The organism is Streptomyces sp. NPDC085460, from assembly GCF_044541975.1.
Taxonomy (GTDB): domain Bacteria; phylum Actinomycetota; class Actinomycetes; order Streptomycetales; family Streptomycetaceae; genus Streptomyces.
Map to the genome: position 1 here is coordinate 12,494 of NZ_JBITTO010000009.1, position 25,097 is coordinate 37,590.

Below are 25,097 nucleotides of genomic sequence, written 5' to 3' on the forward strand. Positions count from 1 at the left end.
GGTCGCGGTACGGCCCGCTCGCCCTCAGGCCACGAACGTCCGGGGCGGCTCCACTCCCCCGCCGAGCCCCGATTCCACCAGCCGGGCCGCCGCCGCGAGCCGGCTCGCGGCCTCGTCGGCGACCGGGCCGCCGACGGTGAACGGCAGCCGGACGTACCCCTCGAAGGCGCCGTCGACGCCGAAGCGGGGACCGGAGGGCACCCGGACGCCGACCCGCTCACCCGCCTCGGCGAGCCGCGAGCCGGAGAGCCCGCCGGTGCGCACCCAGAGCGTCAGCCCGCCCTTCGGCACCTCGAACTCCCACTCCGGCAGCTCCCTGCGGACCGCGGAGACGAGCGCGTCCCGGTTCTCGCGGGCCTGCGCCCGGCGCAGGGCGACCGCCTCCTCCCAGCCTCCGGTGCGCATGAGCCAGTTGACGCCCAGCTGCTCCAGGACGGGCGTGCCCAGGTCGGCGTAGGCGCGGGCGGCGACCAGGGAGCGGATGACGTCGGGGGCGGCGCGCACCCAGCCGATCCGCATCCCGGCCCAGAACGCCTTGCTGGCCGAGCCGACGGTCAGGACGGTGGAGCCGGCCGGGTCGAAGGCGCAGACCGGGCGGGGCATCTCCACGTCGTCGTCGAGGTGGAGCTCGGTCATGGTCTCGTCGACGACGAGCACCGTCCCGGCCGCGCGGGCGGCCTCCACCAGCCGCCGCCGCTGGTCCTCGTCGGCGAGGGCGCCGGTCGGGTTGTGGAAGTCGGCGACCACGTACGCGAGGCGGGGCGCGGCGTCGCGCAGCACCTGGCGCCAGCGGCCGAGGTCCCAGCTGCCGAGCCCGTCGGACATGGCGACGGGGACCAGCCGGGCGCCCGCCTCCCGCATGAGCTGGAGGATGTTGGCGTACGAGGGGGACTCGACGGCGATCCGCTCGCCGCGCCCGGCGAAGAGGTGGCAGATGGCGTCGATGGCGCCCATGGCGCCGGTGGTGACCATGATCTGCTCGGGCATGGTCGGGATGCCCCGGGCGGTGTAGCGCTCGGCCAGCATGGCGCGCAGGGCGGGGAGCCCGGCCGGGTAGTCGCCGTGGGTGTGCGCGTACGGCGGCAGTTCCTCCAGGGCCCCCTGGATGCCGCGGGTCAGCCACGGCTCGGGGGCCGGCAGGGCCGCGCAGCCGAGGTCGATGAGGGAGCCGAGGGTCTCGGGCGGCAGCGGTTCCAGACCGCGCGCGGGCAGCGGGTTGCCGGCCGGGACGGCGGTCCAGCTGCCGGCGCCGCGCCGGGACTCCAGGAAGCCCTCGGTGCGCAGCGCCTCGTAGGCGGCGGCCACGGTGGTGCGGCTGACGGTGAGGGCGAGGGCGAGCTCGCGCTCGGCGGGCAGCCGGGCGGCGACCGGCACCCGGCCCTCCAGGACGAGCAGGCGGATGCCGTCGGCGAGGGCGCGGTAGGCGGGCGGCTTCCTGGCGCCGGGACCCGCGGGGCGGGGCTGCTGCGCCTGGAGCTGCCGGGCGAGCTGGGCGGCCCCGACGGCTGAAGTCCACTGAGCCATGGAAATCAGTCCACCTTCCTCGAATTGGCCATGGTTGGCATCCGTTCTCCCGCCACAGAGTGTCATGAGTCGGTCCACCGTCACCACACCGGGCCGCGATCCACTCCCGTACACCACCCCAGGGGGGCAGCTCCATGTCCATCGCCTCCGGCCAGCGCGGCCGGCACCTCACCCGCCGGCTCGTCCAGCTCTACGCCGGCCTGACCCTGTACGGGATCAGCTCGGCGCTGCTCGTCAGGGCGGGGCTCGGCCTGGAGCCGTGGGGGGTGCTCCACCAGGGCCTGGCCGAGCGGACGGGGCTGACGATCGGGGTGGTGTCGATCGTCGTCGGCGCGGTCGTGCTGCTGCTGTGGATCCCGATCCGGCAGCGCCCGGGTCTGGGCACGGTGTCGAACGTGTTCGTGATCGGCCTGGCGATGGACGGCACCCTGGCGCTGCTCCCGGACGGCCACGGCCTGCCGATCCGGATCCCCCTTCTGGTGCTGGGCATCGTGCTGAACGGCGTGGCGACCGGCCTGTACATCGCGGCCCGCTTCGGCCCCGGCCCCCGGGACGGCCTGATGACCGGACTGCACCGGCTGACCGGCCGGTCGATCCGGCTGACCCGGACCCTGATCGAGATCGCGGTGGTCACCACCGGCTTCCTGCTCGGCGGCTCCGTCGGCGTCGGCACGGTGCTCTACGCGCTGTCGATCGGCCCGCTCGCCCAGGTCTTCCTGCGCCTCTTCGCCGTCCCCGAGCCGGACGCCGCCGACGCACCGGAACAGGAGGCCACCCCCGGGCCGGACGCCGTCGACACGCCGGTCGTCGCGGAGTCACCGGAAGGCGCCATACTGCGGCGGTGACTCGCGTACGCCACCCCTACCTCGACCACCCGCTCCCGCTGCCCTTCGCCCACCGGGGCGGCACGGCGGACGGCCTGGAGAACACCGCCGCCGCGTTCCGCCGGGCCGCCGCGGCGGGCTACCGCTACTTCGAGACCGATGTGCACACCACCGCCGACGGCGTGCTCGTCGCCTTCCACGACGCGACCCTGGACCGGGTGACGGACGCCGGGGGGCTCATCCGCGACCTGCCGTGGGCGGCGGTGCGGGAGGCACGGGTGGCCGGCAAGGAACCGCTGCCGCTCTTCGAGGACCTGCTCCAGGAGTTCCCCGAGGCCCGCTGGAACGTGGACCTCAAGGCCGAGTCGGCGCTCGTCCCGCTGATCGACCTGATCTCCCGGACCGACTCCTGGGACCGGGTCCTGGTCAGCTCCTTCACCGAGGCCCGGATCGCTCGGGCGCAGCGGCTCGCGGGGCCCCGGCTCGCCACCTCGTACGGCGTGACCGGCGTCGCCGCGCTGCGGATGCGCTCGCTCGGCGTCCCGGCCCCGCTGCGGGCCGGGGCGGTGGCCGCGCAGGTCCCGGAGACGCAGGGCGGGATCCGCGTGGTGGACCGCCGCTTCGTCCGGGCGGCGCACGCGCGCGGGCTCCAGGTCCACGTGTGGACCGTGAACGATCCGGAGCGCATGGAGTCTCTCCTGGACCTGGGGGTCGATGGCATCATGACCGATCATCTGGAGACGCTGCGCGAGGTCCTCACCGCCCGTGGGGCATGGACCTGAGGCCGGGCGGGCGTCCCGGGACGGGGACGAGCGAGGGGGCGTGCGGCCGTGACCGCCGAGACGACAGGTCCTGAGGGGCCCATCACCGACCCGGCCGCGCGCGGACGGGAGCAGCGCGGCTGGTACTTCTACGACTTCGCCTGCTCGGTCTACTCGACCAGCGTCGTCACCGTGTTCCTGGGGCCGTACCTCAAGACGGTGGCCGAGAACGCCGCCGGCGGCGAGGGGAAGCTGGTGTACCCGCTGGGCATACCGGTGGCCCCGGGTTCGCTCTTCCCGTACGCGGTCTCCGTCTCGCTGGTCGTGGCCATCGTGGCGATGCCGCTGGTGAGCGCGGCGGCGGACCGCTGGGGCCGCAAGAAGCCGCTGCTCGCGGCGGCCGCGTACCTCGGGGCCGGCGCGACGACCGGCATGTTCTTCCTGGAGGGCACCCGGTATCTGCTGGGCGCCTTCCTGCTGATCGTGGCGAACGCCTCCTTCGCGGTCGCCATGATGCTCTACAACGCCTATCTGCCGCAGATCGCCGATCCCGAGGAGCGGGACAAGGTCTCCTCGCGCGGCTGGGCCTTCGGCTACACCTCCGGCGCCCTGGTCCTGGTGCTCAACCTCGTCCTGTACTCGGCCCACGAGTCCTTCGGCCTGGAGGAGGGCGAGGCGGTGCGGATCTGCCTGGCCTCGGCGGGCCTGTGGTGGGGCGCGTGGGCGCTGATCCCGCTGCGGCGGCTGCGCGACCGGCGGCTGCCGCCCTCCGCGGGCACGGACCGGCCGGCGGGCGGGGGCGCGGTCGGCGCGGGCTGGCGGCAGCTGCGGTCGACCATCAAGGACATGCGCAAGCATCCTCTGACGCTCGCCTTCCTGCTCGCGTACCTGGTCTACAACGACGGGGTGCAGACGGTGATCTCGCAGGCGGCGATCTTCGGCGAGGAGGAGCTGGGCCTGGAGAAGACCACCCTGATCACGGCGGTGCTGCTGGTGCAGGTGCTCGCGGTGGCGGGCGCCCTGCTGATGGCCCGCTTCGCCCGGACGCACGGCGCCAAGCGGACGATCCTGGGCGCGCTGGTCGTCTGGACGGTCATCCTCATGGCCGGGTACCTGCTGCCGGCCGGGGCGCCGGTCTTCTTCTACTGCCTGGCGGCGGCGATCGGGCTCGTGATGGGCGGCACCCAGGCGCTGTCCCGCTCGCTCTTCTCGCACCTGGTCCCCGAGGGCAAGGAGGCGGAGTACTTCTCGGCGTACGAGCTGAGCGACCGCGGGCTGAGCTGGCTGGGCCCGCTGATGTTCGGGCTCGTGTATCAGCTGACGGACAGCTATCGAGCTGCCATCATCTCTCTGGTGATCTTCTTCGTGGCCGGTTTCGCGCTGCTCGCCAGGGTGCCCCTACGGGACGCCGCACACGAGGCGGGCAATGTCGTACCCGAGCGAATTTAGACGCGGAAGTGAAAGGCCGGTAGTGTACGCGTTTGGCCTGCCAGGCGGACCGTTACTGCGTGCTGCTTTAGTGAAGACGCCGTGTCATATCTGCCGCCAGATGTGACAAAACGGGCACTGGTGGGTACAACAAGGGGCGGCACGACGGGCGACGCATGACCCGGAACGGGAATCTTTATCGCCGACCGGACGTTGACCGGATGACGACGACAGCGACACCTGTCCTGTGGGCGACAAGCCCGGGAGGCACGATTCATGAGTGAGCGAGCTCTTCGCGGCACGCGCCTCGTGGTGACGAGCTACGAGACCGACCGCGGCATCGATCTGGCCCCGCGCCAGGCCGTGGAGTACGCATGCGAGAAGGGCCATCGTTTTGAGATGCCCTTCTCGGTGGAGGCGGAAATTCCGCCGGAGTGGGAATGCAAGGTCTGCGGAAGCCAGGCGCTTCTGGTGGACGGCGACGGACCCGAGGAGAAGAAGGGCAAGCCTGCGCGTACGCACTGGGACATGCTCATGGAGCGGCGTACCCGCGAGGAGCTGGAGGAGGTCCTCGCCGAGAGGCTGGCCGTCCTGCGCTCCGGCGCCATGAACATCGCGGTGCATCCGCGCGACAGCCGCAAGTCCGCCTGACGGACGCCACGGCAGAGAAACGCCGAGGGGCCCGGTACACGAAACGTGTACCGGGCCCCTCGGCGTTGCCGCGTGACGGCCGCGGTGGCCGCCCGCCTTCGCCGCGGCCGCCCGCTCAGGGTCCCCGCGTGACGGCCGCGGCGGGCGCCCCGCTCAAGGTTCCCGCGTGACGGCCGCGGCGGTCACGCTCAGGGCGTCAGCGGCGGGCGCCCGCCTTCGGCGGGGCCGTACGGGCTCCGGGGCGCCTCGTCGCGGATGACCTCGCCCTGGACGACCTTGCCGTCCGGGCGGTGCATACGGGCCTGCTGGAAGGCGTCCTGGAGGCTTCCGGGAGGTGCGGCGGTCATCCGGCGCTCGACGGCCTTCTCCGCGGCGCGCCCGAGGGCCGTACGGACCGGGGGCACGAGCAGCAGCAGACCCGCCACGTCGGAGATCAGGCCGGGGAGCATCAGGAGCAGCCCGCCGAGCATCAGGAAGCCGTTGCGGTCCTCGGCGCCCTTGCGGTCGGCGGCGGTCGGCGGCGTACCGCTCTGCGCGGCGGCCTGGGCCTGCTGGAAGGTGGCGGAGAGGTTGGCGAAGGCCCGGCGGCCGGCCCGCTTGACGACGGTGGCGCCGAGGACGGCGCCGCCGACGAGGAGCAGCAGCACGGTCAGCCCGCCCGCCGCGTTCGCCACGACGGTGAGCAGCCAGATCTCCAGGACCAGCCAGGCGGCGAGGCCCAGCGGGAGGAAGGTGCGCGCACGGGAGCGCTTGGGGGCGGGAGGGGGCGTTGCGCCGGTCGTCATGCCGTCCAGTGTGCCTGGCGCGCCGCAGGAACGTCGTAAAGGAAGGATCAGCCCCCGGAGCCGGGCTCCGGGGGCCGGGGGGCCGAAGTGGATCAGGCGCGCTTGCGGCTGCCCAGGGCCTTGGAGAGCTTCTCGGCGCGGGCGGTCACGCCCCAGCCGGTGACCCGCCAGAGCGCCTCGACGACGATGTTCCGGCTCATCTTGGAGTCGCCGATCTCGCGCTCGACGAAGGTGATCGGGACCTCGACGACGTGGAAGCCGGCGGCGACGGCCCGGCGGGCGAGGTCGACCTGGAAGCAGTAGCCGGCCGAGGCGACGTCCTCCAGGCCGAGGCCCTGGAGGGTCTCCTTGCGGAAGGCGCGGTAGCCGCCGGTGACGTCCCGGATGGGCACGTCGAGCATGAGGCGGGAGTACAGGCTGCCGCCGCGGGAGATGAACTCGCGGGACTTGGGCCAGTTCACGATCCGGCCGCCGGGCACCCAGCGGGAGCCGAGGACCAGGTCGGCGCCCTTGAGCGCGGTGAGCAGCCGGGGCAGCTCCTCGGGCTGGTGGGAGCCGTCGGCGTCCATCTCGACGAGGACGTCGTAGCCGTGCTCCATGCCCCAGCTGAAGCCCGCCAGGTAGGCGGCGCCCAGCCCTTCCTTGCCCTTGCGGTGCAGGACGTGGACGTGGTCGTCCTCGGAGGCGAGCTCGTCGGCGAACTTGCCGGTGCCGTCGGGGCTGTTGTCGTCGGCGACGAGGATGTGCGCCTCCGGCACGGCCTCCCGTACGCGCGCGACGATCGGCCTGATGTTGTCCGCCTCGTTGTAGGTCGGAATGATCACCAAAGCCTTGCCGAGCGGGCCGTAACGCCTCACGCCACCGTCGTTCACTACTGCCCCTTCGGATACAGACACAGGCCCCCACCTTAGCGAGGTCTTCGGCGTGGTCCGGTCCTATGGGGTGTGAGACGTGCGACGCGCGGGCGCGGGGCGGGTGCGGTGCGGGGCCCGACGTCCTTCGGTCCGACCCGGGACCCGCTGGCTGCGGATCGGCCGAAGGCCGTTGTCTACTGAACGTCCGGGCCCCACCCGGGTCGCACCTTCCGCCGGCGAAACCTTCCCTCGCGGCCGAGGCGCGGGCGGCGGTCGGCGCGGGCGAGGAGGTGTGGTCCGGTCGGACGTCCTGTGGTGGACGCCCGAGAACCTACCGGGCCATGGCGGTCGGCTGTCAACACCCGCTTGACCTGCGAGGTTCCCGAAAAGCCGCAGGCGGGACAGGAAGATCCGCAGGTCGGGGACGAACCCGTGGTGCGTACATCCGGGTGGCCGTCAACCGGACATCACTCGTTCGGCCGTACGAAAACCGTCCGTCCATCCACCACGGTCCGCAGGCAGACCGGGAGGTCGACATCAGGGGACAGATCAGGCAGACCGGGCGTTCCGGAACGGGGGTCGGTGGACCAGCGGGCCACCCGGTCGTCGGGGGCCTGGACGACCAGGTCGCCGGTCCGCCAGACCGCGTAGTCGGCGGGGGCGCCCGGCACCAGGGTGCCGGCGTCGTCCCGGCCGACCGCGCGCCAGCCGCCGCGGGTGTGGGCGGTGAAGGCGGCCCGGACCGAGACCCGGTGCTCGGGGGTGCGGTGGAAGGCGGCGGCCCGGACGGTTCCCCACGGGTCGAGCGGGGTGACCGGGCTGTCCGAGCCGAAGGCGAGCGGCACACCGGCGCGCAGCAGGGCCGCGTACGGGTTGAGCGTGCGGGCCCGCTCGACGCCGAGGCGCTCGGCGTACATGCCCTCGTCGCCGCCCCAGAGGGCGTCGAAGGCGGGCTGGACGGAGGCGGTGAGGCCGAACTCGGCGAAGGCGGCGACGGTCTCGGGGGTGAGCATCTCGGCGTGCTCGACGCGGTGCCGGGCGGCCCGGATCCGGGCGAGGCCGAGCTTCTCGGAGGCGGCCCTGACGCCGTCCACGACGGCGCCGACGGCGGCGTCGCCGATGGCGTGGAAGCCGGCCTGGAGGCCCGCCTCGGTGCAGGCCACGACGTGGGCGGCGACCTCGGCGGCGTCCAGGTGGGCGGAGCCGGTGTGCCCGGCGGAGTCCGCGTACGGCTCGTGGAGGCAGGCGGTGTGCGAGCCGAGGGAGCCGTCGGCGAAGAGGTCGCCGGCGGCGCCGAGGGCGCCGAGCGCGCGGGCCCGCTCGATGTCGAGGTCGGCCCAGTAGCCGACCACGCGGGGACCGGGTTCGCCGCGGGCGAGGTCCAGCAGGCCGGTGAAGTCGTCCTCGGAGGAGATCCTCGGCCCGCCGCACTCGTGGAGGGTGCCGATGCCGAGGGAGGCGGCGTGGGCGCGGGCGGCGCGCTGGGCCTCGGCGCGCTGGCGCGGGGAGACGGCGGCGAAGGCGGCGGCGCGGACGGCGTGGTGGGCGTCGCCGGTCAGCGGGGCCCGCCCGTCGTGGAAGCCGTCGAGCCCCCGTACGCCGGGGACGAGGTCGAGCAGCGCGGTGGTGACGACGGCGGAGTGCACGTCGATCCGGGTGAGGTAGAGCGGACGGCCGCCGGTGAGGCCGTCCAGCTCCTCGCGCGTGAGCGGGCGCCGCTCGGGCCAGCGGGAGGCGTCCCAGCCGTGCCCGATGAGGATGCGGTCCTCGGGGCGGGCGGCGGCGTGGGCGCGGACGAGCTCCGCGGCCTCGGCGAGCGAGGCCGCGGCGGAGAGGTCGAGGCCGGTGAGCGCGAAGCCGGTGGCCGTGGTGTGGACGTGCGCGTCCACGAAGGCCGGGGTGACGAGCGCGCCCTCCAGGTCGATCACCTCGTCCACGCCGGAGGCGAAGGCGTCGGCGGCGCCCTCCTCGCCCACCCAGGCGATGTGGCCGCGCTCCACCACCATGGCGGTGGCGAAGGGATCGGCGGGGCTGTGGACTTCTCCACCGCGCAGGAGCACGGTGCGGTGTGCGCCGGAATTCAGGCTTTCGCTCATGCGACCAGGCTAAATGCGCGGCGGCCTGGCTTCGTACGGGGTGGACAGGACGACGGTGGTGCGGCTGGAGACGTGCGCCTGGGAGCGGATGCGGCTGAGCAGGTGCTCCAGCTCCAGGGGGGTCGCGACCCGCACCTTGAGGATGTAGTTCTCGTCGCCGGCGACGCTGTGGCACGCCTCGATCTCGGGGATGTCGGCGAGCCGGTCGGGGGTGTCGTCGGGGGCGCTGGGGTCGAAGGGTTTGACCGAGATGAAGGCGGTCAGCGGCAGGCCCACCGCCTCGGGGTCGACGACTGCGGCATAGCCGCGGATGACACCGCGCTGCTCCAGCCGGCGGACGCGCTGATGCACCGCCGACGTGGACAGGCCGGTGGCCTTGCCCAGGTCGGTGTAGCTCATGCGCCCGTCCTTGACGAGCAACTCCACGATCTGACGATCCAGCTCCTCCATGCGCCGACCCTATTGCGCCGAAGGGTCCCGGGCCCAGCCGGGAGCGGGCCGTATGCGCCGCAATGCGGCAGTCCCGGGGCACCTTTACCGGGCATGTGACGAACGCCACAGGTTCGGACCAGGCATCGGGGTACGGCTCACGGTTATGCGGAGTTCCGCATGGGAAGGGCTTGCTGTGGTTCCGGCCGCACAGCATCGGCCGACCTGTTCCGAGGGGGAGTCTCCATGCAGGAGCCCGTTGATTCCGTCGATCCGTTCGATGAGTTCGACACGTACGACACGTTCGAGATGTTCCGGGTGATGTGCCCGGAGTGCGATCAGCCGATCGCCCTGCTGGCGGACGAGGACGCGCTGCCCGAGCACGCGCTGTGCCCGTCGCCGTGGAACCCCTTCACCCTCACGGTCTGCCCCGGCACCGGCCGGGCCGCCGACGAGGCCGATTCCGCCGACGACGGCGCCGGCGTCCAGGAGCAGGACACCGCGCTGCTCCTGACGCTGCCCCAGGGCCTCGACTGGCGGACCCAGCCGTTCTCGCACATCGGCGGCCCGGGCTCGCGGCCGATCCGCGCGGCCCAGCTGCGCCGCGCGGCCTGAGCCCCGGCTAGCCCGCGTCGGTCCAGTAGCTTCCGCGCACCATCGCCGCGAGGGTGGCGTGGTGCAGGATGAGGCGGTCGGGGTCCGCGGGGACCTCGACCTCGCCGAAGTACGCCTGGCGGTACGCGATCCTCAGCATCACGATCGCGTGCCGCAGCGCCGCGTAGAGGGTGTGGAACTCCATCGCGCGCGGGGTGTGCCCGGTGAGTTCGGCGTACCGCCGCTCGACCGCCTCGCGGCGCAGGAGGTCCGGCAGTCCCGGCTGGCCGAAGCTCACCGTCAGGTCCTGGAAGAAGCGGTGCAGGTAGACGGTCCAGCCGAGGTCGACCTCCCGGGGCGCGCAGGCCGCCATCTCCCAGTCGAGGACCGCGGCCGGGGTGAAGCCGTCGTAGACGATGTTGCCGATCCTGGCGTCCCCCCAGCAGAGCACCGCGGGCCCCTCGTCGTCGGGCCACAGCTCCTCCAGGCGCGCGAAGGCGGCCTCGATGAGCGGTGACGGCGCGAGCCCCTCCACCACCCAGGCGTAGTAGGCGCGCTGGGCGTCGACATGGCGGCGCAGCGGGCTGCCCCCGCCGTCCGGGAGCAGGAACTCGGCCTCCTTCGCGGGGACCTGGTCGTGCAGCCGCGCCAGGACCGCCACCGACTCGGCCTCCAGCAGGGCGCGTTGGGCGTCGGTGGCGGCGTGCAGCCAGTTCCCCTCGTACGTGTACGGCATGACGTCCGGCGGCACCCGGCCCTCGGCGCGGGCCATCACGAAGAACGGCGCGCCGAGCGGCGCCGGGTCCTCCTCCAGCCACAGCACCCGTGGGACGGGCACGTCGGTGTGCTCCGCCACGAGCGCCATCACGCGGTGCTGGCGGGCCATGTCGTAGTCGGGGAAGACGGTGTACGCCGCCGGGTCGGCGGCCAGCCGCAGCGCGCAGCCGCGCACCGGGGCTTCCGGGTGCTCCAGGTCGAAGAGCAGGGTCTCGCTGGACATGCCGTTGGAGCCGGGGACGGCGAGACCGGAGACGGCCGCTCCGGGGAGCCTGCGGTCGAGCCAGGCGGTGAGCCGGACGGCGAGCTCCTCGGGGTCGCGGGTGGTGGTGCGGGGACGCGGTGCCGTGGCCATGCGTACCTCCTCTGCGACGGGACGCGGAACGATCGGGATGATCTGGATGATCAGGACGCGGAACGATCGGGGTTCAGCGGGCGGTCGAGGTGAAGTCGGTGAAGCCGCTGGGGTCGTGGCGGCCGAAGGAGCCGTGCTCGAAGATGCCGTGGCCGGTGCGGCCGTCCAGGGTGAAGCGGGCCGCGTGGTCGGTCACCCCGTACGCGGCGAGGGGGTGGGCCGACGGGTCGGAGAGGTCGTAGACGCGCCGGTCGGTCCAGTCGCGGCCCTGCCAGGTGCCGTGCTGCCAGTCGCCGGCCGGCGGATAACCGGCGCCGACGGCGAGCGGCGAGGAGGCGAGGATCTCGACGCCGATCTCCAGGGGCTTGCCGCCGGGGTCGGCGAGGTGGACGACCGCGCTCTCGGGGTGGCGGGTGCCGGGCCGGTAGGCGATCTCGGTGCGCGGCCAGCCGAGTTGCGTGTCCCGCCGCCCGTTGCGGACGAGCTGGGCCTGGTTGAGGGTGCGGTAGCCGTCGGCATCCTCCTGCGCGACGACCATGACGAAGCGGTCGTCGAAGCGCATGGGTATCCAGAGCCAGTGGAAGCCCTCGGGGCGCGACTCGGCGGCGCGGCCGGGCTCCTCGCCGGGGATCGGGCGGACGCCCCAGCTGCGGTCGCGGGTGCCGGTCCACTCCCCCGCCGTGACCTCGAACCGCTCGCCGCCGGCCCGGATCACGCCCGCGCAGCGGCCCGCCTGGACGAAGCGGCGCCCTTCGAGGGTGAGCCGGCCGCCGGTGCGCTGGAGGTGGTGCGGCTCCCAGAGGGCCGGGAAGTCGGCGGTCCAGGTGAGGTCGAAGGAGAGCCCGTCGGGGTCGGCCGGGTCCGCGGCGCAGCTCAGGGTGAAGCGCCGGAGGGGTTCGTCGACGGTGATCCGGAGTGGGCCTACCTCCAGGCGCATCCGGTCGCCGCCGAGCGCGTCGGAGGCGCGGACGGCGTGCAGCCGGTCACCGGTGCGCAGGGTGGCGTAGGCGTCGACGACCCCGGTGTTGGGGTAGACGCCGAGCCCGGCGATGAGCAGGGCGCGGCCGGAGTGGTCGAGGACGTGGAAGATGCAGCGGTCGTAGACGTTCCGGTCGCCGCTGACGTGGTGCTTCATCGACAGCGGGGCCTGGTGCACGGGGTATTCGTCGAGCGCGACGGGCCGGTCGTCGTCCACGGCTGACCTCCTGGTCCTCGAAGGAGATCTGACGGTACGTCAGACCTGAGGCCGAGGACCAGAGGCGTGCGCGGGACGGGGAGGCGGCGCCGGTGCGGGAGGGAAGCGCATGCGGGTGCGGGGGGAAGCGCATGTGGGTGCGGGTAAGAGGCGAACTGTCGCCCGAATCCGTTCGGCGGTGACCCCGGCAGGCCGGGACGCGTTGGTCCGGGCATGACCACCCTGTACTCCACACCCAGCGGAGTCGGTCGGCATCGGCAGACCGAACCGCGCGGTGAAGAATCGGTTCCGCAGGTTCCGCAGGCTCCTCACTGGCCTCCGGAGGCGCCGGCCGCACCCGGACCCGCCCCCGAGGGCGCCGCACCGGCACCGCTCCCCGCGCAGGCCACGGCTCCGGCGGAGACACCCGCGCCCGTGCCTCTGCCCGCACCCGTCCCGGTGCAGGTCCATCCGGACCCGCCGATCTACCAGGCCCTCTACGCGCTCTGGGCCAGCCAGGGGCGCGCGCTGCCGGGGCGCCGGGACGCCGAGTGGACGCGGCTGGCCGCGGCGCCCGTCTGGGCCGACCGGACCGTACGGGTCAGCGGGATCCTGCTCCCGCCCGGCGAGCCGCGCTGACCGCCCGCCGGGTCACATGAGACCCGCTCGGGTGACCAGGACGGCGAGCAGGACGACGAGGGTCCAGCCGAGGACGTGCTCCAGCAGCTCGGGGCCCCGGTCGTCCTTGGGGCCGCCCGTGCGCGTGCGGGAGAGAAGACGTCCGGCGAGGGTGGTGGTGGCGCTCATGGCCACCACCATGAGGCACCCGGCCGCCTCCGGACCAGAGACGTCCCTCACACCCCCGCCCCGCCGCGGTCCGGCTCACACCACGCCGACCGCCCGAAGCGCCTTGCGCTGCGCGGAAGTCGGCCGGTCGGGGAAGTACAGGTAGCAGACCCCGCCTGTGCCGGACACCACTTTCCCGCTCGCGTTGTACCGCTTGGTACGGAGCCAGATGTTCTCCCACTCGCGGCGGCGGTAGACCCGGCGGACGGCCTCGTTGGACGGGGAGGCCGGGTCGTTGGCGATCACGTCGCCTTCGGTGGTGAAGCCGATCACCGTCATGAGGTGGCCGGAGGTGCCGTAGCCGGCGCCGGTCAGCTCCTCCGGGCGGAAGGACTGGGACGTGATGGCCGGGATGCCCGCCCGGATCAGGGTCTCCAGGTCGGTCAGCGAGCGCAGCCGGGTCACCACGGCGTTCATGGAGGGGTAGGAGGCCGCGTAGGCGGCGTTGAAGGGCCAGTTCCCGCAGCCCTCGTACTGGTGGTCGTAGGTGTACCGGGCCGCGTGGCAGACCTGCGGGTCGGCGTAGTCGGGGTTCACCCAGGCCAGCTCCGCCGCGGAGGGCCGCCTGCCCCAGTGTTCGAGGATCATCTGCGAGGAGGTCGGGCTGCACCACGCCTCGCCGCCGTTGTCGTACTCGGGGTACTGGCCGACGTGGGTGTTCTGGGAGTAGCGGGGGACGGCCAGCTCGCGGGCGAGGCCGGGCGCGGAGGCCGGGACCGTGAAGCGGTCCGGGACGTCCGAGGCCATCGCGCCGAGCCGCCAGACCGTGGGGGTGAGGGTGGTGCCGGGGCGGCGGTAGAGGGTGAGCCGGAGCCGGTACGCGGCCAGCCGGAGGCCGCTCGCCGGGTCGTCGACCGCGAGGGTGTCCGTCCAGACGCTGCTCCGGCCGTCGGTCTGGTCGTCGACCGAGGTCCGCCGGATGTCGGTGTCGCCCGAGGCCCAGCGGCCCATCACGAACCACGGGGTCGCCGTGCCGTCCGCGTACGTGCCGGACAGCTCGACCTGGAGCCAGGTGCCGGCCGGGGTGCGGGCGTTCCAGGAGGCGATCACCTCGGTGGCCGGCACCGCGGGGGTGTGCGCGGGCGAGGTCCAGCGGGCGTACTCCCAGGCGGAGGTGAGCCCGGTGTGCGGATCGGTGTAGTCGGTACGGCCCAGGGGCGCGGCCAGGACCAGGCCGGGGCGGAGCCCGGCGACGGCCCGGGTGCCCTCGGCGGCCCCGGACCGCCAGTCGGTGAAGGTGGACCAGAAGCGGTTGGCGACGGTCTCCGGGGACGCCTGGCCGGCGCCCTCCCCCGTACCACCGGGTGCGGACGCCGAGGCCGGTACGGCTCCGGCCGCGGCCGTGCCCGCGGCGGCCGCGAGCGCTGCGGCGAGGACGGTCCGGCGTGAGGCTGATCCGGGCATGGCGAGGACCCCCAGTCGAGGACGGAACGGCGATCGGGCGGGCTGCGCGGGCCCACTATCCCGGCTCGGCGGGGGCTCCGCCAGCACTTCGGCCCGCGTCGCCGCCACCGACATGGGTAGAGACCACTGACGGCGGCACCTCGCTGACCTGCGACGGCACCCCCTGGCCTACCCTGGGCCGCATGGACGACCTCGACCGCGCGGCCCGCGCGCTGCGCCGGCTGCCGCCCTCGCTCGGCCCCGTCCGGCTGGTCGCGGTCGACGGCCACGCCGGCTCCGGCAAGTCCACGCTCGCCGGCCGGCTCGCCGCCGCCCTCGGCGGCGCGCCCGTCCTGCGCCTCGACGACCTCGCCACCCACGACGAGCTCTTCGCCTGGACCGGCCGGCTGCGCGAGCAGGTCCTGGAGCCGCTGGAGCGCGGCGCGACCGCGCGCTATCACCCGTACGACTGGACCCTGCGGCGCTTCGGCCCCGCCCGCGAGCTGCCCCCGGCGCCCGTGGTGCTGGTGGAGGGCGTGGGGTCCGGGCGGCGGGAGCTGCGCCCGTGGCTGGCGTGGCTGCTGTGGATGGAGCGGCCGGCCGGGGCCTCCTGGGACCGGGGCAGGCGCCGGGACGGACCGGAGCAGGCGGAGTTCTGGGACGGCTGGGTGATGGCGGAGACTCGCCATTTCGCCGAGGACCCGTCGCGGCCCTTCGCCGACACCCTGGTACGGGAGCGGAACGAGGGCTACGACTGGCTTCCCGGGCCTGCTGTGACAGCGGCCCCGGACCAGATCATCACCCACCGTGACGGCGTGATGGCGGTGGACTGAGCCGCCGGAACTCCGCTTCCGCAAGTGCCTCAACTGCGCTTGACCCCGGGGGCGTACAGGTCTTACGTTCTCAATGTGCGGCTTTTCGACAGCCGCCGCGGACACGAAGCCCCCGGTTGTTCCCCCGTGATCGGGGGCTTCGTTCTGCCCGCAGCACCCCTTCCCGGACGGCTTCCGACCCCTCGCGCTCACCCAGGGTCACCGATTCCGGATCTTGCGCTTCTCCTTAAGCGCACCACCCCTGCGCAGGTACGATGCCCGCAGGTGCGGTCAAATCCCGTCCATACGCCGACGGTTGTGGGGGACCCGATGGACATCGGCACGCAGGGCGCGCAGGCCCCCGCCGAGCTCGCCTGGCTGCGCGGAGTGGACGCCTACACGATGGGCGCCTATCCGCAGGCCGAGGAGGAGTTCCGGGCGGCGGTCAGGATCGACCCCGGCATGGCGGACGCCTGGCTGGGGCTGCACGCCCTCCGGGTGGACACGACGGCCGCGCTGCTGCGCATGTACCGCAGCCGCGAGCGCTTCGGAGAACAGCGCGCCCGGCACCGCCGCACCCTCAACTCCTGGTACTGGCTCGGCTGGTGGGTGCAGCCGGTGCTCGAGAGCCCGCGCGACCTGCTGCTCGCGCACGCCTCCCACTGGCTCGACGGGCGGCACGTCCCCGAGCTCGACCGGGCGCTCGCCGAGCTGCCGCCGGTCGACACCGACCCGCAGGTCCGCTTCCTGCACGCCTGCCGCGCCTACCTGGTCAAGGACTGGGAGCAGCTGGTCCGGCACACCGAGCCCCTCGTGGACGATCCGCTGCTCGGCATCGAGGCCGGCCTCTTCGGCGGCATGGCCCGGGTGCGCCTGGAGATGTACGGGCAGGCCGAGCCGCTCCTCTCCGCCGCGCTGATGCGCTGCCGCAGCGAGCAGCCGCAGCGCAAGGAGCTGCGCTACTGGCTCGCCCGCGCCCACGAGGGCACCGGCCGCAGCGCCGCCGCGCTCCCCCTCTACCGCGCGGTGCACCGCGTCGATCCGGCCTTCATGGACACCGCGGCCCGGCTCGCCGCCATCGCCGAGTACGACGGCTTCGACGGGCTCGACGGCATGGACGAGCAGGCCGGGCTCGCCACCGTCGCCCTCGGCCAGGCCGGTGTCGCCCCCGGGCAGGAGGGCACCGACACCGCCCCGGGGCCGGAGGCGGAGCCCGGCACGCCCGGCGGCGACGGGCTGCGCCGCTTCCCCGACCCGGTGCCGCCCGCCGCGCCGCCGGAGGTCGTACGCCACAGCTCGCCGGTGCCCGCGCAGCCCGGGCCGCCGCGCTTCCCGGCCGGGCCGACCGATCCGGTGCTGCTCGCCGAGGCCCTCGCCGAGCTGGAGGGCATGGTCGGGATGGAGCCGGTGAAGCGGCAGGTCAAGGCGCTCTCGGCGCAGCTGGAGATGGCCCGGCTGCGGGCCGGGCAGGGGCTGCCCGTGCAGCCGCCGAAGCGGCACTTCGTCTTCTCCGGGCCGTCCGGCACCGGCAAGACGACGGTGGCCCGGATCCTGGGCCGGGTCTTCTACGCGCTCGGTCTGCTCGGCGGCGACCACCTGGTCGAGGCGCAGCGGGCCGATCTGGTCGGCGAGTTCCTCGGCCAGACGGCGGTGAAGGCGAACGAGCTGATCGACTCGGCGGTCGGCGGGGTGCTCTTCGTCGACGAGGCGTACGCGCTCTCCAACTCCGGCTACAGCAAGGGCGACGCCTACGGCGACGAGGCCCTCCAGGTGCTGCTGAAGCGGGCCGAGGACAACCGGGACCACCTCGTGGTCATCCTGGCGGGCTATCCGGAGGGGATGGACCGGCTGCTCGCCGCCAACCCGGGGCTCTCCTCCCGGTTCACCACCCGGGTCGACTTCCCCTCGTACCGGCCGCTGGAACTGACCGCCATCGGGGAGGTCCTCGCCGCGGCCAACGGCGACGGCTGGGACGAGGAGGCGCTGGAGGAACTGCGGTCGATCAGCGCCCACGTGGTCGAGCAGGGCTGGATCGACGAGCTGGGCAACGGCCGCTTCCTGCGCACCCTGTACGAGAAGTCGTGCGCCTACCGGGACCTGCGGCTCTCCGGCTACTCCGGGACGCTCACCCGGGAGGACCTGGCGACGCTGCGGCTCGGTGACCTCATGCAGGCGTACGGGGAGGTCCTGTCGGGCCGCGGCCCCTCGGACCGCGGCCCCCAGCAGGACCCCCCGTTCTGACGCCCAGGGCCTACCCGGCCATGATCCGCCGGGCAGGGCCCGGGGTCGCGACCGGATCCGGGGCCGGGCGCAGTCGGTGGGCGGGGTCGCGGACCTCGCCCACCAGGGTCTCCAGGACGTCCTCCAGGGCGACGAGGCCCAGGATCCGCCCGGAGGCGTCGGCGACCTGCGCGAGATGGGTCGCCGCCCGGCGCATCACGGTGAGGGCGTCGTCGAGCGGCAGTTCGGCGCCGACGGTCGCCATCGGGCGCCACAGCTGCCGCGGCACCGGCCGCTCCCGCTCGTCCGCGTCCAGGACGTCCTTCACGTGCACGAAGCCCAGGAAGACGGCCGGGTGCCGGCCCTCGGCGCGGACCGGGAAGCGCGAGTAGCCGGTCCGTACGGTCAGCTCCTCGATCTCGCGCGGGGTGACGGACGGCGGGACGGTGACGAGCGCGGCGGCCGGGAGGAGGACGTCGGTGACCGGACGGCTGCCCAGCTCCAGGGCGTCCTCCAGGCGCTCCTGCTCGGCGGGGTCGAGGAGTCCGGCCTGCCCGGCGTCCTCGACGAGGCGGCCGAGCTGGGCGCTGGTGAAGACGGCCTCGACCTCGTCCTTCGGCTCGACGCCGAAGGCCCGCAGGACCAGGCGCGAGCAGGCGCCCAGGGCGGCCGTGACGGGCCCGCAGAGCCGGGCGAAGCCGACGAGCGCGGGGGCGAGCAGCAGCGCGGTCCGCTCGGGCGCGGCCATCGCCAGGTTCTTCGGGACCATCTCGCCGATGACGAGGTGGAGGAAGACGACCACGGCGAGGGCGATCACATAGCCGAGCGGGTGGATGAGCCCGGCCGGGACGCCGACGGCGTGGAAGGCCGGCTCCAGGAGGTGGGCGACGGTCGGTTCGGCGACCGCGCCGAGGGTGAGCGAGCAGACGGTGATGCCGAACTGGGCGGCGGCCATCATGCGCGGCAGGTTCTCCAGGCCGTACAGCACCCGTGCGGCGCGGGCGCCGCCGATCGGCTCGATCTGGCTGCGGCGGACGGAGACGAGGGCGAACTCGGCGCCGACGAAGAAGCCGTTGGCCAGGACCAGGAGGAGGGCGAGGAGGAGGTGGAGGGTGCTCATCGGACGGCCTCCGCCATCGGTACGGGGGCGGTGCGCACGATCCGGACCCGTTCGGCCCGGAAGCGGTGGACGCGGCGGACCGAGAGCCGCCAGCCGGGGAGTTCGGCCCGGTCGCCGGGGGCGGGGAGCCGGCCGAGGAGGTCGGCGACGAGCCCGGCGACGGTCTCGTACGGGCCGTCCGGCACGTCGAGACCTATCCGGCGCAGGGTGTGGACCCGGCAGGAGCCGTCGGCCTCCCAGGCGGGGCGGCCGTCCTCGGCGGGCACGGCGGCCAGCTCGGGGCGGGCGTCGGCGGCGGTGTCGTGCTCGTCGCGGACCTCGCCGACGAGCTCCTCGACGATGTCCTCCAGGGTGACCACGCCGGCGGTGCCGCCGTACTCGTCGACGACGACGGCGATCGGCTGCGCGCGGCGCAGCCGCTCCAGGAGGGTCCGGACGGGCAGCGACTCGGGGACGAGCAGCGGCGGGACGGCGATCCGCCCGACCGTGGTCCGCGGGCGGGCCCCGGGGGCGACGGCGAGGGCGTCCTTGAGGTGGACCATGCCGACGATCTCGTCGATGCGGTCCCGGTAGACGGGGAAGCGCGAGAGACCGGTGGCGCGGGTGAGGTTGAGGACGTCGGCAGCGGTGGCGTCCCACTGGAGGGCGCTGACCTTCACGCGCGGGGTCATGACCTGCTCGGCGGTGAGACCGCCGAGGGACAGGGTCCGTACGAAGAGGTCGGCGGTGTCCTGTTCGAGGGCGCCGGCCCGGGCGGAGTGCCGGGCGAGCGATTCCAGCTCGCCGGGGGTGCGGACCGAGTCCAGCTCGTCGGTGGGCTCGACGCCGAGGGCGCGGACGAGCCCGTTCGCCACCCGGTTGAGCAGGGCGATCACCGGCCGGAAGACGGCGGAGAAGCGGCGCTGCGGGGCGGCGACGAAGCGGGCGACCTGGAGCGGCCGGGAGACCGCCCAGTTCTTGGGGACCAGCTCGCCGACGACCATCTGGAGCGCCGCGGCGAGCAGCATGCCGATGACCACGGCGACCGCGGAGACGGCGCCCGGGGGGAGCCCGGTGGCGGTCAGCGGGGCGCGCAGCAGCGAGGCGAGCGCGGGCTCGGCGAGCATGCCGATGACGAGCGAGGTGAGGGTGATGCCGAGCTGGGTGCCGGAGAGCTGGAAGGACAGCTCGCGCAGCGCCGAGACGACCGTGCGGGCGCGCCGGTCGCCGGCGGCCGCGGCCCGCTCGGCCTCCGCGCGCTCGACGGTCACGAGACCGAACTCGGCGGCGACGAAGAAGCCGTTGGCGAGGATCAGGAGGAGGGCTGCCAGGAGGAGCAGCAGGGAGACGATCATGCCGCCGCCTCGGACGAGGGGGCGGCGCGGGTACTACCGGACGATCCGTCCATTGCCGGAGGGAGTCACTCCTCGGGTCGCAGGGTGGCCTCGCCGGCCGCCGGCGGCGGCCCTGCACACGCGAGGCGGTGGTGCGCTCGGCACCACCGCCTCAAGAGTAGTCACGCGGACGCCCCGCGTGGCAGGGGGACGCCCCGGATGGGGGACGGACAGGGGTTCGCCCGGAGGGCCGGATCGGGGTCCCGGGTCCGGATTCGGGGGAGGAGGCTCGGGGTGCCGGCGTCCGGATTCGGGGCAGCAGGCTCGGGGTGCCGGTATCCGGGTTGTTCGGGGTGCCGGCGTCCGGTTCGGGGTTCAGGCCGCCTCGACGCCGGTGCCGCGACTCTCCGCGAGGGCCCGCAGGGCGCGGGCGTCGCGGATCGCGGCCTCCTTCGCGATGCCCGGCTGGATGCCGAGGGCGGGGTGGCTGGTGCCGTCGCTGAGGTCGAGGAAGACCCACGGGTCGCCGGGGCGCAGGTTGACCCGGAGGATCTCCGCCCAGGCGAGGCGCCGGGTGCGGGTGATGTTGACGACCGTGACGCCCTCGCTGTCGGCGACGACCTTGGGGCGGCTCAGCAGCACCAGGACGAGGAGGAAGAGCGCGGCGGTGAAGACGAAGCTGGCCCGCTCCCCCGGTCCGAGGTGCTCCAGCAGCAACGCCACGGCGGTGATCGCCACGAACATGACGATCCCGACGGTCAGCAGGACGGCGCGGGTGCGGCCCGGCCGGAAGGTGACCGGGAGGGCGGGCGTGGACGGCTCGGACATCGGGGTTCCTCGGTGCGGTACGGGTGGTGCCGGGCCGCCGTCAGAGACGGCAGGCGTGGATCGCGGTGGTGAGGATGGCGCGGGCACCGATCTCGTACAGGTCGTCCATGATCCGCTGCGCCTCCTTGGCGGGGACCATCGCGCGGACCGCGACCCAGCCCTCGTTGTGCAGCGGGGAGACGGTCGGCGACTCGAGGCCCGGGGTGAGGGCGACGGCCTGCTCCAGGTGCTCGGCGCGGCAGTCGTAGTCCATCATCACGTAGCTGCGGGCGACCAGGACGCCCTGGAGGCGGCGCAGGAACTGCTGGACCTGCGGGTGGTCGGTCTCGGCGCCGTGGCGGCGGACCACGACCGCCTCGGACTTGAGGATCGGCTCGCCGATGACCTCGAGCCCGGCGTTGCGCAGGCTGGTGCCGGTCTCGACGACGTCGGCGATGATCTGGGCGACGCCCAGCTGGATCGCGGTCTCGACGGCGCCGTCGAGGTGGACGACGGAGGCGTCGATGCCCTGGTCGGCGAGGTGCTTGGCGACGATGCCCTCGTAGGAGGTGGCGATCGTCATGCCGCCGAAGTCCTCCGGGCCCTTGGCGGTGCCCGGGCGGGTGGCGTAGCGGAAGGTGGAGCGGCCGAAGTTCAGCGCCAGGATCTCCTCGGCGCTGGCGCCGGAGTCCAGGAGCAGGTCACGGCCGGTGATGCCGATGTCCAGCTTCCCGGAGGCCACGTAGATGGCGATGTCCTTCGGCCGCAGGTAGAAGAACTCGACCTCGTTGTCGGGGTCGATGACCACCAGTTCCTTGGACTCCTTGCGCTGGCGGTAGCCGGCCTCATGGAGCATGGCCGACGCAGGTCCGGAGAGGGAACCCTTGTTGGGGACGGCGATGCGCAGCATGGGTGTGGGCTTCCTTTGCCTGGGAGTGGTGGGAAACGGGGGGTGTGCTCGGGGCCGGTCGGGTCAGAGGTGGGCGTAGACGTCGTCGAGGGAGATCCCGCGGGCGACCATCATCACCTGGACGTGGTACAGCAGCTGCGAGATCTCCTCGGCGGCCGCCTCCTTGCCCTCGTACTCGGCGGCCATCCAGACCTCGGCGGCCTCCTCGACGACCTTCTTGCCGATGGCATGGACGCCCTTGCCGACCAGTTCCGCGGTGCGGGAGGTGCTGGGGTCGCCGTTGGCGGCCTTGAGCTGGAGCTCGGTGAAGAGCTCTTCGAAGGTTTTGTTCGCCATGATGTCCTTAGAGTACGGGTTCACCCTGGGGCCCCGTCGCCAGGGTTCACTCCGTGGACTGGCGCCAGGGCTCGCTGACCGACCGGAGGGTGGTGGCGGTGGCGACGGCGGCGGTGACCGCTTCGTGGCCCTTGTCCTCGTTCGACCCCTCCAGGCCGGCCCGGTCCAGCGCCTGCTCCTCGTTGTCGCAGGTCAGCACGCCGAAGCCGACGGGCACGCCGGTGTCGATCGACACCTGCACGAGGCCCTGGGTGACGCCCTGGCACACGTAGTCGAAGTGGGGGGTGCCGCCGCGGATGACCACGCCGAGGGCGACGACGGCGTCGTAGCCGCGCTCGGCGAGGACCTTCGCCACGACCGGGAGCTCGAAGCTGCCGGGGACGCGGAGCAGGGTGGGCTCGTCGATGCCGAGTTCGGACAGGGCGCGCAGGGCGCCGTCCACGAGGCCGTCCATGATCTTCTCGTGCCACTGCGCCGCGATGACCGCGACCCGCAGGTCGCCGCAGTTCTTCACGCTGAGGACGGGTGCGCCCTTGCCGCTCATGGTTCTCCTTGGTGGGTGCGAAAGACGATCGGGGTTACTGGTTGCCGCAGGTGGGGGCCGGGGAGCCGTCCAGCCAGGGCAGGTCGTGGCCCATCCGGTCCCGCTTGGTGGTGAGGTAGCGGAGGTTGTGCTCGCCGGCCGTGACCGGCATCGGCTCGCGGCCCTCGACGGCGAGGCCGTGGCGGGTGAGGGCGTCGATCTTGTCGGGGTTGTTGGTCATGAGCCGGAGGCTGCGGACCCCGAGGTCGGCGAGGATCTGCGCGCCGGCGGCGTAGTCGCGGGCGTCGGCGGGCAGGCCGAGTTCGAGATTGGCGTCGAGGGTGTCGCGGCCGCGCTCCTGGAGCTCGTACGCGCGCAGCTTGGAGAGCAGGCCGATGCCGCGTCCCTCGTGGCCGCGGAGGTAGACGACGACACCGCGGCCGGCCTCCTGGATGCGGTCCATGGACGCCTGGAGCTGGGGGCCGCAGTCGCAGCGCAGCGAGTGGAAGACGTCGCCGGTGAGGCATTCGGAGTGGACCCGGACGAGGACGTCGGCGCCGTCGCCGATCTCGCCGTGGACGAGGGCGACGTGCTCGACGCCGTCCACGGTGGAGCGGTAGCCGTAGGCGGTGAACTCGCCGTGGGCGGTGGGGAGGTGGACCTCGGCCTCGCGGCGGACGGTGGGCTCGGCGGAGCGGCGGTAGGCGATCAGGTCCTCGATGGAGATGATCGTCAGGCCGTGCTTGCGGGCGAAGGGGACGAGCTCGGGGAGGCGGAGCATCACGCCGTCCTCGCCGGCGATCTCGACGATCGCGCCGGCCGGGCGCAGGCCCGCGAGGCGGGCCAGGTCGACGGCGGCCTCGGTGTGGCCGGGGCGGGCGAGGACGCCGCCCTCTCGGGACCGGAGCGGGAAGATGTGGCCGGGGCGGACGAAGTCGGACGGCTCGTGGTGGCCGCTCGCGAGCATCCGGAGGGTGGTGGCGCGGTCGGCGGCGGAGATGCCGGTGGTGACGCCGTGCTCCGGGCTCGCGTCGACGGAGACGGTGAAGGCCGTCCGCATCGACTCGGTGTTGTGCTCGACCATCTGCGGGAGGTGGAGCCGCTCCAGCTCGTCGTGCTCCATGGGGGCGCAGATCAGGCCGCGGCACTCGCTCATCATGAAGGCGACGACCTCGGGGGTGGCCTTCTCGGCGGCGATGACGAGGTCGCCCTCGTTCTCGCGGTCCTCGTCGTCGACGACGACCACGGGGCGGCCGGCGGCGATGTCGCGGATGGCCTGCTCGACGGGGTCGAGGGCGAGGTCCTCGGTGTCCCAGACGGACGGCGCGGTGCTCATGCGGGGGCTCCTTCCAGAGCGGGGGTGCGCGTCCGGAGCCACCAGTCGCGCATGCCCCACAGGACGAGGGCGAAGTAGACGACGTAGACCAGGCCGGAGAAGGCGAGGCCGCTGCTGAAGGCGAGCGGGACGCCGACGAGGTCGACGAGGAGCCAGGCGAACCAGAACTCGACCAGGCCGCGGGCCTGGGCGACCATCGCGACGAGGGTGCCGACGAAGATGTACGCGTCGGCCCACGGGCTCCAGGAGAGCGACGGGTAGAGGGTGAACAGGCCGCCGACGGCGAGGGTGCCGAGGAGGGCGCCGCCCGCGAGGACGCCGCGCTCCTTCCAGGTCGCGAAGCGGACGGCGATGGAGCCGTCCTGCGCCTGCTGCCTGCCCCGGTTCCACTGCCACCAGCCCCAGGCGGCGACGCCGATGACGAGGAGCTGCTTGCCGACGCCGCCGGCGAGGTGCGCGGAGGCGTAGGCGCCGACCAGGATGAGGCCGGAGAGGAGCTGGGCGGGCCAGGTGAGGATGGAGCGGCGCCAGCCGAGGGCCAGGGCTATCAGGCCGATGGTGTTGCCGATCATGTCGGACCACATGATGTGCTGGTCGAGGACGGTGAACGCCTCCGAGTTGAGCCAGTTCACTGGTCGTTCTCCCGTCCGTCCGTGCCGAGCAGCCGCTCGACGTACTTGGCGATGACGTCCACTTCGAGGTTGACCGGGGCGCCGGGCTGCTTGTGTCCCAGCGTGGTCAGGGCGAGGGTGGTGGGGATGAGGCTGATGGTGAACCAGTCGTCGCCGACCTCGACCACGGTGAGGCTGACGCCGTCGACGGTGATGGAGCCCTTCTCCACGATGTAGCGGGCGAGCGGGGCGGGGAGGCCGACCCGGACGAGCTCCCAGTGCTCCGAGGGGGTCCGCTCCAGGATCGTGCCGGTGCCGTCCACGTGGCCCTGGACGATGTGGCCGCCGAGCCGGCCGCCGACGGCCATGGGGCGCTCCAGGTTGACCCGGGAGCCGGGCTCCAGGGCGCCGAGGGAGGAGCGCTTGAGGGTCTCGGCCATGACGTCGGCGGTGAACTCGCCGTCACCGGTCTCGACCACGGTCAGGCAGACGCCGTTGACGGCGATGGAGTCGCCGTGGCGGGCGCCCTCGGTGACCAGGGGGCCGCGGAGACGGAAGCGGGAGGCGTCCGGCAGTTCCTCGACGGCGACGACCTCGCCCAGCTCTTCGACGATTCCGGTGAACACGG

At 73.5% G+C, this 25,097-nt stretch carries 26 protein-coding genes; 8 read left to right on the plus strand and 18 right to left on the minus strand.

All coding sequences use genetic code 11. The features are described 5' to 3' along the window. Positions 1–24: 24 nt before the first annotated feature. Positions 25–1,524, minus strand: a complete 1,500-nt coding sequence (locus tag ACIGHB_RS23490) for a PLP-dependent aminotransferase family protein (RefSeq protein WP_360322377.1) — start codon at positions 1,522–1,524, stop codon at positions 25–27. A gap of 134 nt (positions 1,525–1,658) precedes the next feature. Here ACIGHB_RS23490 and ACIGHB_RS23495 point away from each other — a divergent pair, with 134 nt between their 5' ends. The 4 genes from ACIGHB_RS23495 to ACIGHB_RS23510 all read left to right on the plus strand — a co-directional run bounded on the left by ACIGHB_RS23495 (position 1,659) and on the right by ACIGHB_RS23510 (position 5,188). Continuing rightward, positions 1,659–2,369 (plus strand): YitT family protein, encoded by a 711-nt coding sequence (locus ACIGHB_RS23495; protein WP_399915674.1) that lies wholly within the window; start codon positions 1,659–1,661, stop codon positions 2,367–2,369. Further along, entirely contained in the window at positions 2,366–3,130 is a 765-nt protein-coding gene (locus ACIGHB_RS23500) for a glycerophosphodiester phosphodiesterase (RefSeq protein WP_399915676.1), read from the plus strand. Before ACIGHB_RS23495 ends, ACIGHB_RS23500 begins: the two co-directional genes overlap by 4 nt. A gap of 48 nt (positions 3,131–3,178) precedes the next feature. Next, positions 3,179–4,558, plus strand: coding sequence for an MFS transporter (locus ACIGHB_RS23505; RefSeq protein ID WP_399915678.1), 1,380 nt, complete (start codon positions 3,179–3,181; stop codon positions 4,556–4,558). Between the two features lie 255 nt (positions 4,559–4,813). Further along, entirely contained in the window at positions 4,814–5,188 is a 375-nt protein-coding gene (locus ACIGHB_RS23510; RefSeq protein ID WP_026278069.1) for an RNA polymerase-binding protein RbpA, read from the plus strand. Positions 5,189–5,376: 188 nt separating this feature from the next. Here ACIGHB_RS23510 and fxsA read toward each other — a convergent pair whose 3' ends face one another. From fxsA to ACIGHB_RS23530, 4 genes are all read right to left on the minus strand, one after another. Further along, positions 5,377–5,973 carry an FxsA family membrane protein gene (fxsA, locus tag ACIGHB_RS23515; protein WP_360317846.1) on the minus strand — a complete coding sequence of 199 codons (597 nt, stop codon included), beginning with the start codon at positions 5,971–5,973 and terminating at the stop codon, positions 5,377–5,379. 92 nt (positions 5,974–6,065) lie between these two features. Further along, entirely contained in the window at positions 6,066–6,845 is a 780-nt protein-coding gene (locus ACIGHB_RS23520; RefSeq protein ID WP_399915680.1) for a polyprenol monophosphomannose synthase, read from the minus strand. A gap of 449 nt (positions 6,846–7,294) precedes the next feature. Continuing rightward, the gene (locus tag ACIGHB_RS23525) at positions 7,295–8,923 is read right to left on the minus strand and encodes an amidohydrolase (RefSeq protein ID WP_399915682.1); all 1,629 of its coding nucleotides are present in this window, start codon (positions 8,921–8,923) and stop codon (positions 7,295–7,297) included. A 9-nt stretch (positions 8,924–8,932) separates the two neighbouring features. Further along, a complete protein-coding gene (locus ACIGHB_RS23530; RefSeq protein ID WP_030493658.1) occupies positions 8,933–9,373 on the minus strand; it encodes an Lrp/AsnC family transcriptional regulator in 441 nt (146 codons plus the stop codon). Between the two features lie 225 nt (positions 9,374–9,598). On the opposite strand from ACIGHB_RS23530, the gene ACIGHB_RS23535 reads away from it, so the two are divergent. Next, positions 9,599–9,967 (plus strand): hypothetical protein, encoded by a 369-nt coding sequence (locus ACIGHB_RS23535; RefSeq protein WP_360317852.1) that lies wholly within the window; start codon positions 9,599–9,601, stop codon positions 9,965–9,967. A 7-nt stretch (positions 9,968–9,974) separates the two neighbouring features. Here the strand turns inward: ACIGHB_RS23535 and ACIGHB_RS23540 are convergent, their stop codons facing one another. Together ACIGHB_RS23540 and ACIGHB_RS23545 are read right to left on the minus strand one after the other, a co-directional pair. Continuing rightward, on the minus strand, positions 9,975–11,078 hold the full coding sequence (locus ACIGHB_RS23540; protein WP_399915684.1) for a phosphotransferase family protein: 1,104 nt from the start codon (positions 11,076–11,078) through the stop codon (positions 9,975–9,977). Positions 11,079–11,151: 73 nt separating this feature from the next. Beyond that, complete coding sequence (locus ACIGHB_RS23545; RefSeq protein WP_399916120.1) at positions 11,152–12,213, minus strand: hypothetical protein; 1,062 nt, start codon at positions 12,211–12,213, stop codon at positions 11,152–11,154. A 474-nt stretch (positions 12,214–12,687) separates the two neighbouring features. On the opposite strand from ACIGHB_RS23545, the gene ACIGHB_RS23550 reads away from it, so the two are divergent. Then, entirely contained in the window at positions 12,688–12,891 is a 204-nt protein-coding gene (locus tag ACIGHB_RS23550; protein ID WP_360317860.1) for a hypothetical protein, read from the plus strand. 12 nt (positions 12,892–12,903) lie between these two features. Here the strand turns inward: ACIGHB_RS23550 and ACIGHB_RS23555 are convergent, their stop codons facing one another. Together ACIGHB_RS23555 and ACIGHB_RS23560 are read right to left on the minus strand one after the other, a co-directional pair. Further along, positions 12,904–13,059 carry an SCO1431 family membrane protein gene (locus ACIGHB_RS23555; protein WP_360317863.1) on the minus strand — a complete coding sequence of 52 codons (156 nt, stop codon included), beginning with the start codon at positions 13,057–13,059 and terminating at the stop codon, positions 12,904–12,906. A gap of 75 nt (positions 13,060–13,134) precedes the next feature. Continuing rightward, positions 13,135–14,502 (minus strand): peptidase C39 family protein, encoded by a 1,368-nt coding sequence (locus ACIGHB_RS23560; RefSeq protein ID WP_399915687.1) that lies wholly within the window; start codon positions 14,500–14,502, stop codon positions 13,135–13,137. 182 nt (positions 14,503–14,684) lie between these two features. Between ACIGHB_RS23560 and ACIGHB_RS23565 the strand changes: the two genes are divergently transcribed. Both ACIGHB_RS23565 and ACIGHB_RS23570 read left to right on the plus strand, forming a co-directional pair. Continuing rightward, the gene (locus ACIGHB_RS23565; protein WP_360317869.1) at positions 14,685–15,314 is read left to right on the plus strand and encodes a hypothetical protein; all 630 of its coding nucleotides are present in this window, start codon (positions 14,685–14,687) and stop codon (positions 15,312–15,314) included. A gap of 309 nt (positions 15,315–15,623) precedes the next feature. Next, positions 15,624–17,534, plus strand: a complete 1,911-nt coding sequence (locus tag ACIGHB_RS23570) for an AAA family ATPase (protein WP_399915689.1) — start codon at positions 15,624–15,626, stop codon at positions 17,532–17,534. Positions 17,535–17,544: 10 nt separating this feature from the next. Here ACIGHB_RS23570 and ACIGHB_RS23575 read toward each other — a convergent pair whose 3' ends face one another. The 9 genes from ACIGHB_RS23575 to ACIGHB_RS23615 form a co-directional block, all read right to left on the minus strand. Next, positions 17,545–18,633 (minus strand): hemolysin family protein, encoded by a 1,089-nt coding sequence (locus ACIGHB_RS23575; protein ID WP_399915691.1) that lies wholly within the window; start codon positions 18,631–18,633, stop codon positions 17,545–17,547. Further along, a complete protein-coding gene (locus tag ACIGHB_RS23580) occupies positions 18,630–19,967 on the minus strand; it encodes a hemolysin family protein (RefSeq protein ID WP_399915693.1) in 1,338 nt (445 codons plus the stop codon). The genes ACIGHB_RS23575 and ACIGHB_RS23580 overlap by 4 nt, the downstream gene beginning before the upstream one ends. Positions 19,968–20,321: 354 nt before the next feature. Further along, the gene (locus ACIGHB_RS23585; RefSeq protein WP_360317879.1) at positions 20,322–20,774 is read right to left on the minus strand and encodes a PH domain-containing protein; all 453 of its coding nucleotides are present in this window, start codon (positions 20,772–20,774) and stop codon (positions 20,322–20,324) included. Positions 20,775–20,814: 40 nt separating this feature from the next. Next, on the minus strand, positions 20,815–21,663 hold the full coding sequence (gene hisG, locus ACIGHB_RS23590) for an ATP phosphoribosyltransferase (RefSeq protein ID WP_376602552.1): 849 nt from the start codon (positions 21,661–21,663) through the stop codon (positions 20,815–20,817). Between the two features lie 63 nt (positions 21,664–21,726). Next, positions 21,727–21,999, minus strand: a complete 273-nt coding sequence (locus ACIGHB_RS23595; RefSeq protein WP_031005643.1) for a phosphoribosyl-ATP diphosphatase — start codon at positions 21,997–21,999, stop codon at positions 21,727–21,729. Between the two features lie 46 nt (positions 22,000–22,045). Further along, positions 22,046–22,543: a 6,7-dimethyl-8-ribityllumazine synthase gene (ribH, locus tag ACIGHB_RS23600; RefSeq protein WP_388873102.1), complete on the minus strand. Its 498-nt coding sequence runs from the start codon at positions 22,541–22,543 to the stop codon at positions 22,046–22,048. 34 nt (positions 22,544–22,577) lie between these two features. Next, on the minus strand, positions 22,578–23,858 hold the full coding sequence (locus tag ACIGHB_RS23605; RefSeq protein WP_360317885.1) for a bifunctional 3,4-dihydroxy-2-butanone-4-phosphate synthase/GTP cyclohydrolase II: 1,281 nt from the start codon (positions 23,856–23,858) through the stop codon (positions 22,578–22,580). Beyond that, a complete protein-coding gene (locus ACIGHB_RS23610; RefSeq protein WP_360317925.1) occupies positions 23,855–24,442 on the minus strand; it encodes a nicotinamide mononucleotide transporter family protein in 588 nt (195 codons plus the stop codon). Before ACIGHB_RS23610 ends, ACIGHB_RS23605 begins: the two co-directional genes overlap by 4 nt. A 44-nt stretch (positions 24,443–24,486) precedes the next feature. Beyond that, positions 24,487–25,095: a riboflavin synthase gene (locus ACIGHB_RS23615; RefSeq protein WP_360317887.1), complete on the minus strand. Its 609-nt coding sequence runs from the start codon at positions 25,093–25,095 to the stop codon at positions 24,487–24,489. Between the last annotated feature and the right edge of the window lie 2 nt (positions 25,096–25,097).

Excerpts from the sequence above, each read along its gene's own strand:
- ACIGHB_RS23490 (WP_360322377.1), bottom strand. The coding sequence starts at position 1,524 with ATGGCTCAGTGGACTTCAGCCGTCGGGGCCGCCCAGCTCGCCCGGCAG.
- ACIGHB_RS23495 (WP_399915674.1), top strand. The coding sequence starts at position 1,659 with ATGTCCATCGCCTCCGGCCAGCGCGGCCGGCACCTCACCCGCCGGCTC.
- ACIGHB_RS23510 (WP_026278069.1), top strand. The coding sequence starts at position 4,814 with ATGAGTGAGCGAGCTCTTCGCGGCACGCGCCTCGTGGTGACGAGCTAC.
- fxsA (WP_360317846.1), bottom strand. The coding sequence starts at position 5,973 with ATGACGACCGGCGCAACGCCCCCTCCCGCCCCCAAGCGCTCCCGTGCG.
- ACIGHB_RS23525 (WP_399915682.1), bottom strand. The coding sequence starts at position 8,923 with ATGAGCGAAAGCCTGAATTCCGGCGCACACCGCACCGTGCTCCTGCGC.
- ACIGHB_RS23530 (WP_030493658.1), bottom strand. The coding sequence starts at position 9,373 with ATGGAGGAGCTGGATCGTCAGATCGTGGAGTTGCTCGTCAAGGACGGG.
- ACIGHB_RS23535 (WP_360317852.1), top strand. The coding sequence starts at position 9,599 with ATGCAGGAGCCCGTTGATTCCGTCGATCCGTTCGATGAGTTCGACACG.
- ACIGHB_RS23540 (WP_399915684.1), bottom strand. The coding sequence starts at position 11,078 with ATGGCCACGGCACCGCGTCCCCGCACCACCACCCGCGACCCCGAGGAG.
- ACIGHB_RS23545 (WP_399916120.1), bottom strand. The coding sequence starts at position 12,213 with ATGAAGCACCACGTCAGCGGCGACCGGAACGTCTACGACCGCTGCATC.
- ACIGHB_RS23555 (WP_360317863.1), bottom strand. The coding sequence starts at position 13,059 with ATGAGCGCCACCACCACCCTCGCCGGACGTCTTCTCTCCCGCACGCGC.
- ACIGHB_RS23560 (WP_399915687.1), bottom strand. The coding sequence starts at position 14,502 with ATGCCCGGATCAGCCTCACGCCGGACCGTCCTCGCCGCAGCGCTCGCG.
- ACIGHB_RS23565 (WP_360317869.1), top strand. The coding sequence starts at position 14,685 with ATGGACGACCTCGACCGCGCGGCCCGCGCGCTGCGCCGGCTGCCGCCC.
- ACIGHB_RS23570 (WP_399915689.1), top strand. The coding sequence starts at position 15,624 with ATGGACATCGGCACGCAGGGCGCGCAGGCCCCCGCCGAGCTCGCCTGG.
- ACIGHB_RS23575 (WP_399915691.1), bottom strand. The coding sequence starts at position 18,633 with ATGAGCACCCTCCACCTCCTCCTCGCCCTCCTCCTGGTCCTGGCCAAC.
- ACIGHB_RS23580 (WP_399915693.1), bottom strand. The coding sequence starts at position 19,967 with ATGATCGTCTCCCTGCTGCTCCTCCTGGCAGCCCTCCTCCTGATCCTC.
- ACIGHB_RS23585 (WP_360317879.1), bottom strand. The coding sequence starts at position 20,774 with ATGTCCGAGCCGTCCACGCCCGCCCTCCCGGTCACCTTCCGGCCGGGC.
- hisG (WP_376602552.1), bottom strand. The coding sequence starts at position 21,663 with ATGCTGCGCATCGCCGTCCCCAACAAGGGTTCCCTCTCCGGACCTGCG.
- ACIGHB_RS23595 (WP_031005643.1), bottom strand. The coding sequence starts at position 21,999 with ATGGCGAACAAAACCTTCGAAGAGCTCTTCACCGAGCTCCAGCTCAAG.
- ribH (WP_388873102.1), bottom strand. The coding sequence starts at position 22,543 with ATGAGCGGCAAGGGCGCACCCGTCCTCAGCGTGAAGAACTGCGGCGAC.
- ACIGHB_RS23605 (WP_360317885.1), bottom strand. The coding sequence starts at position 23,858 with ATGAGCACCGCGCCGTCCGTCTGGGACACCGAGGACCTCGCCCTCGAC.
- ACIGHB_RS23610 (WP_360317925.1), bottom strand. The coding sequence starts at position 24,442 with ATGTGGTCCGACATGATCGGCAACACCATCGGCCTGATAGCCCTGGCC.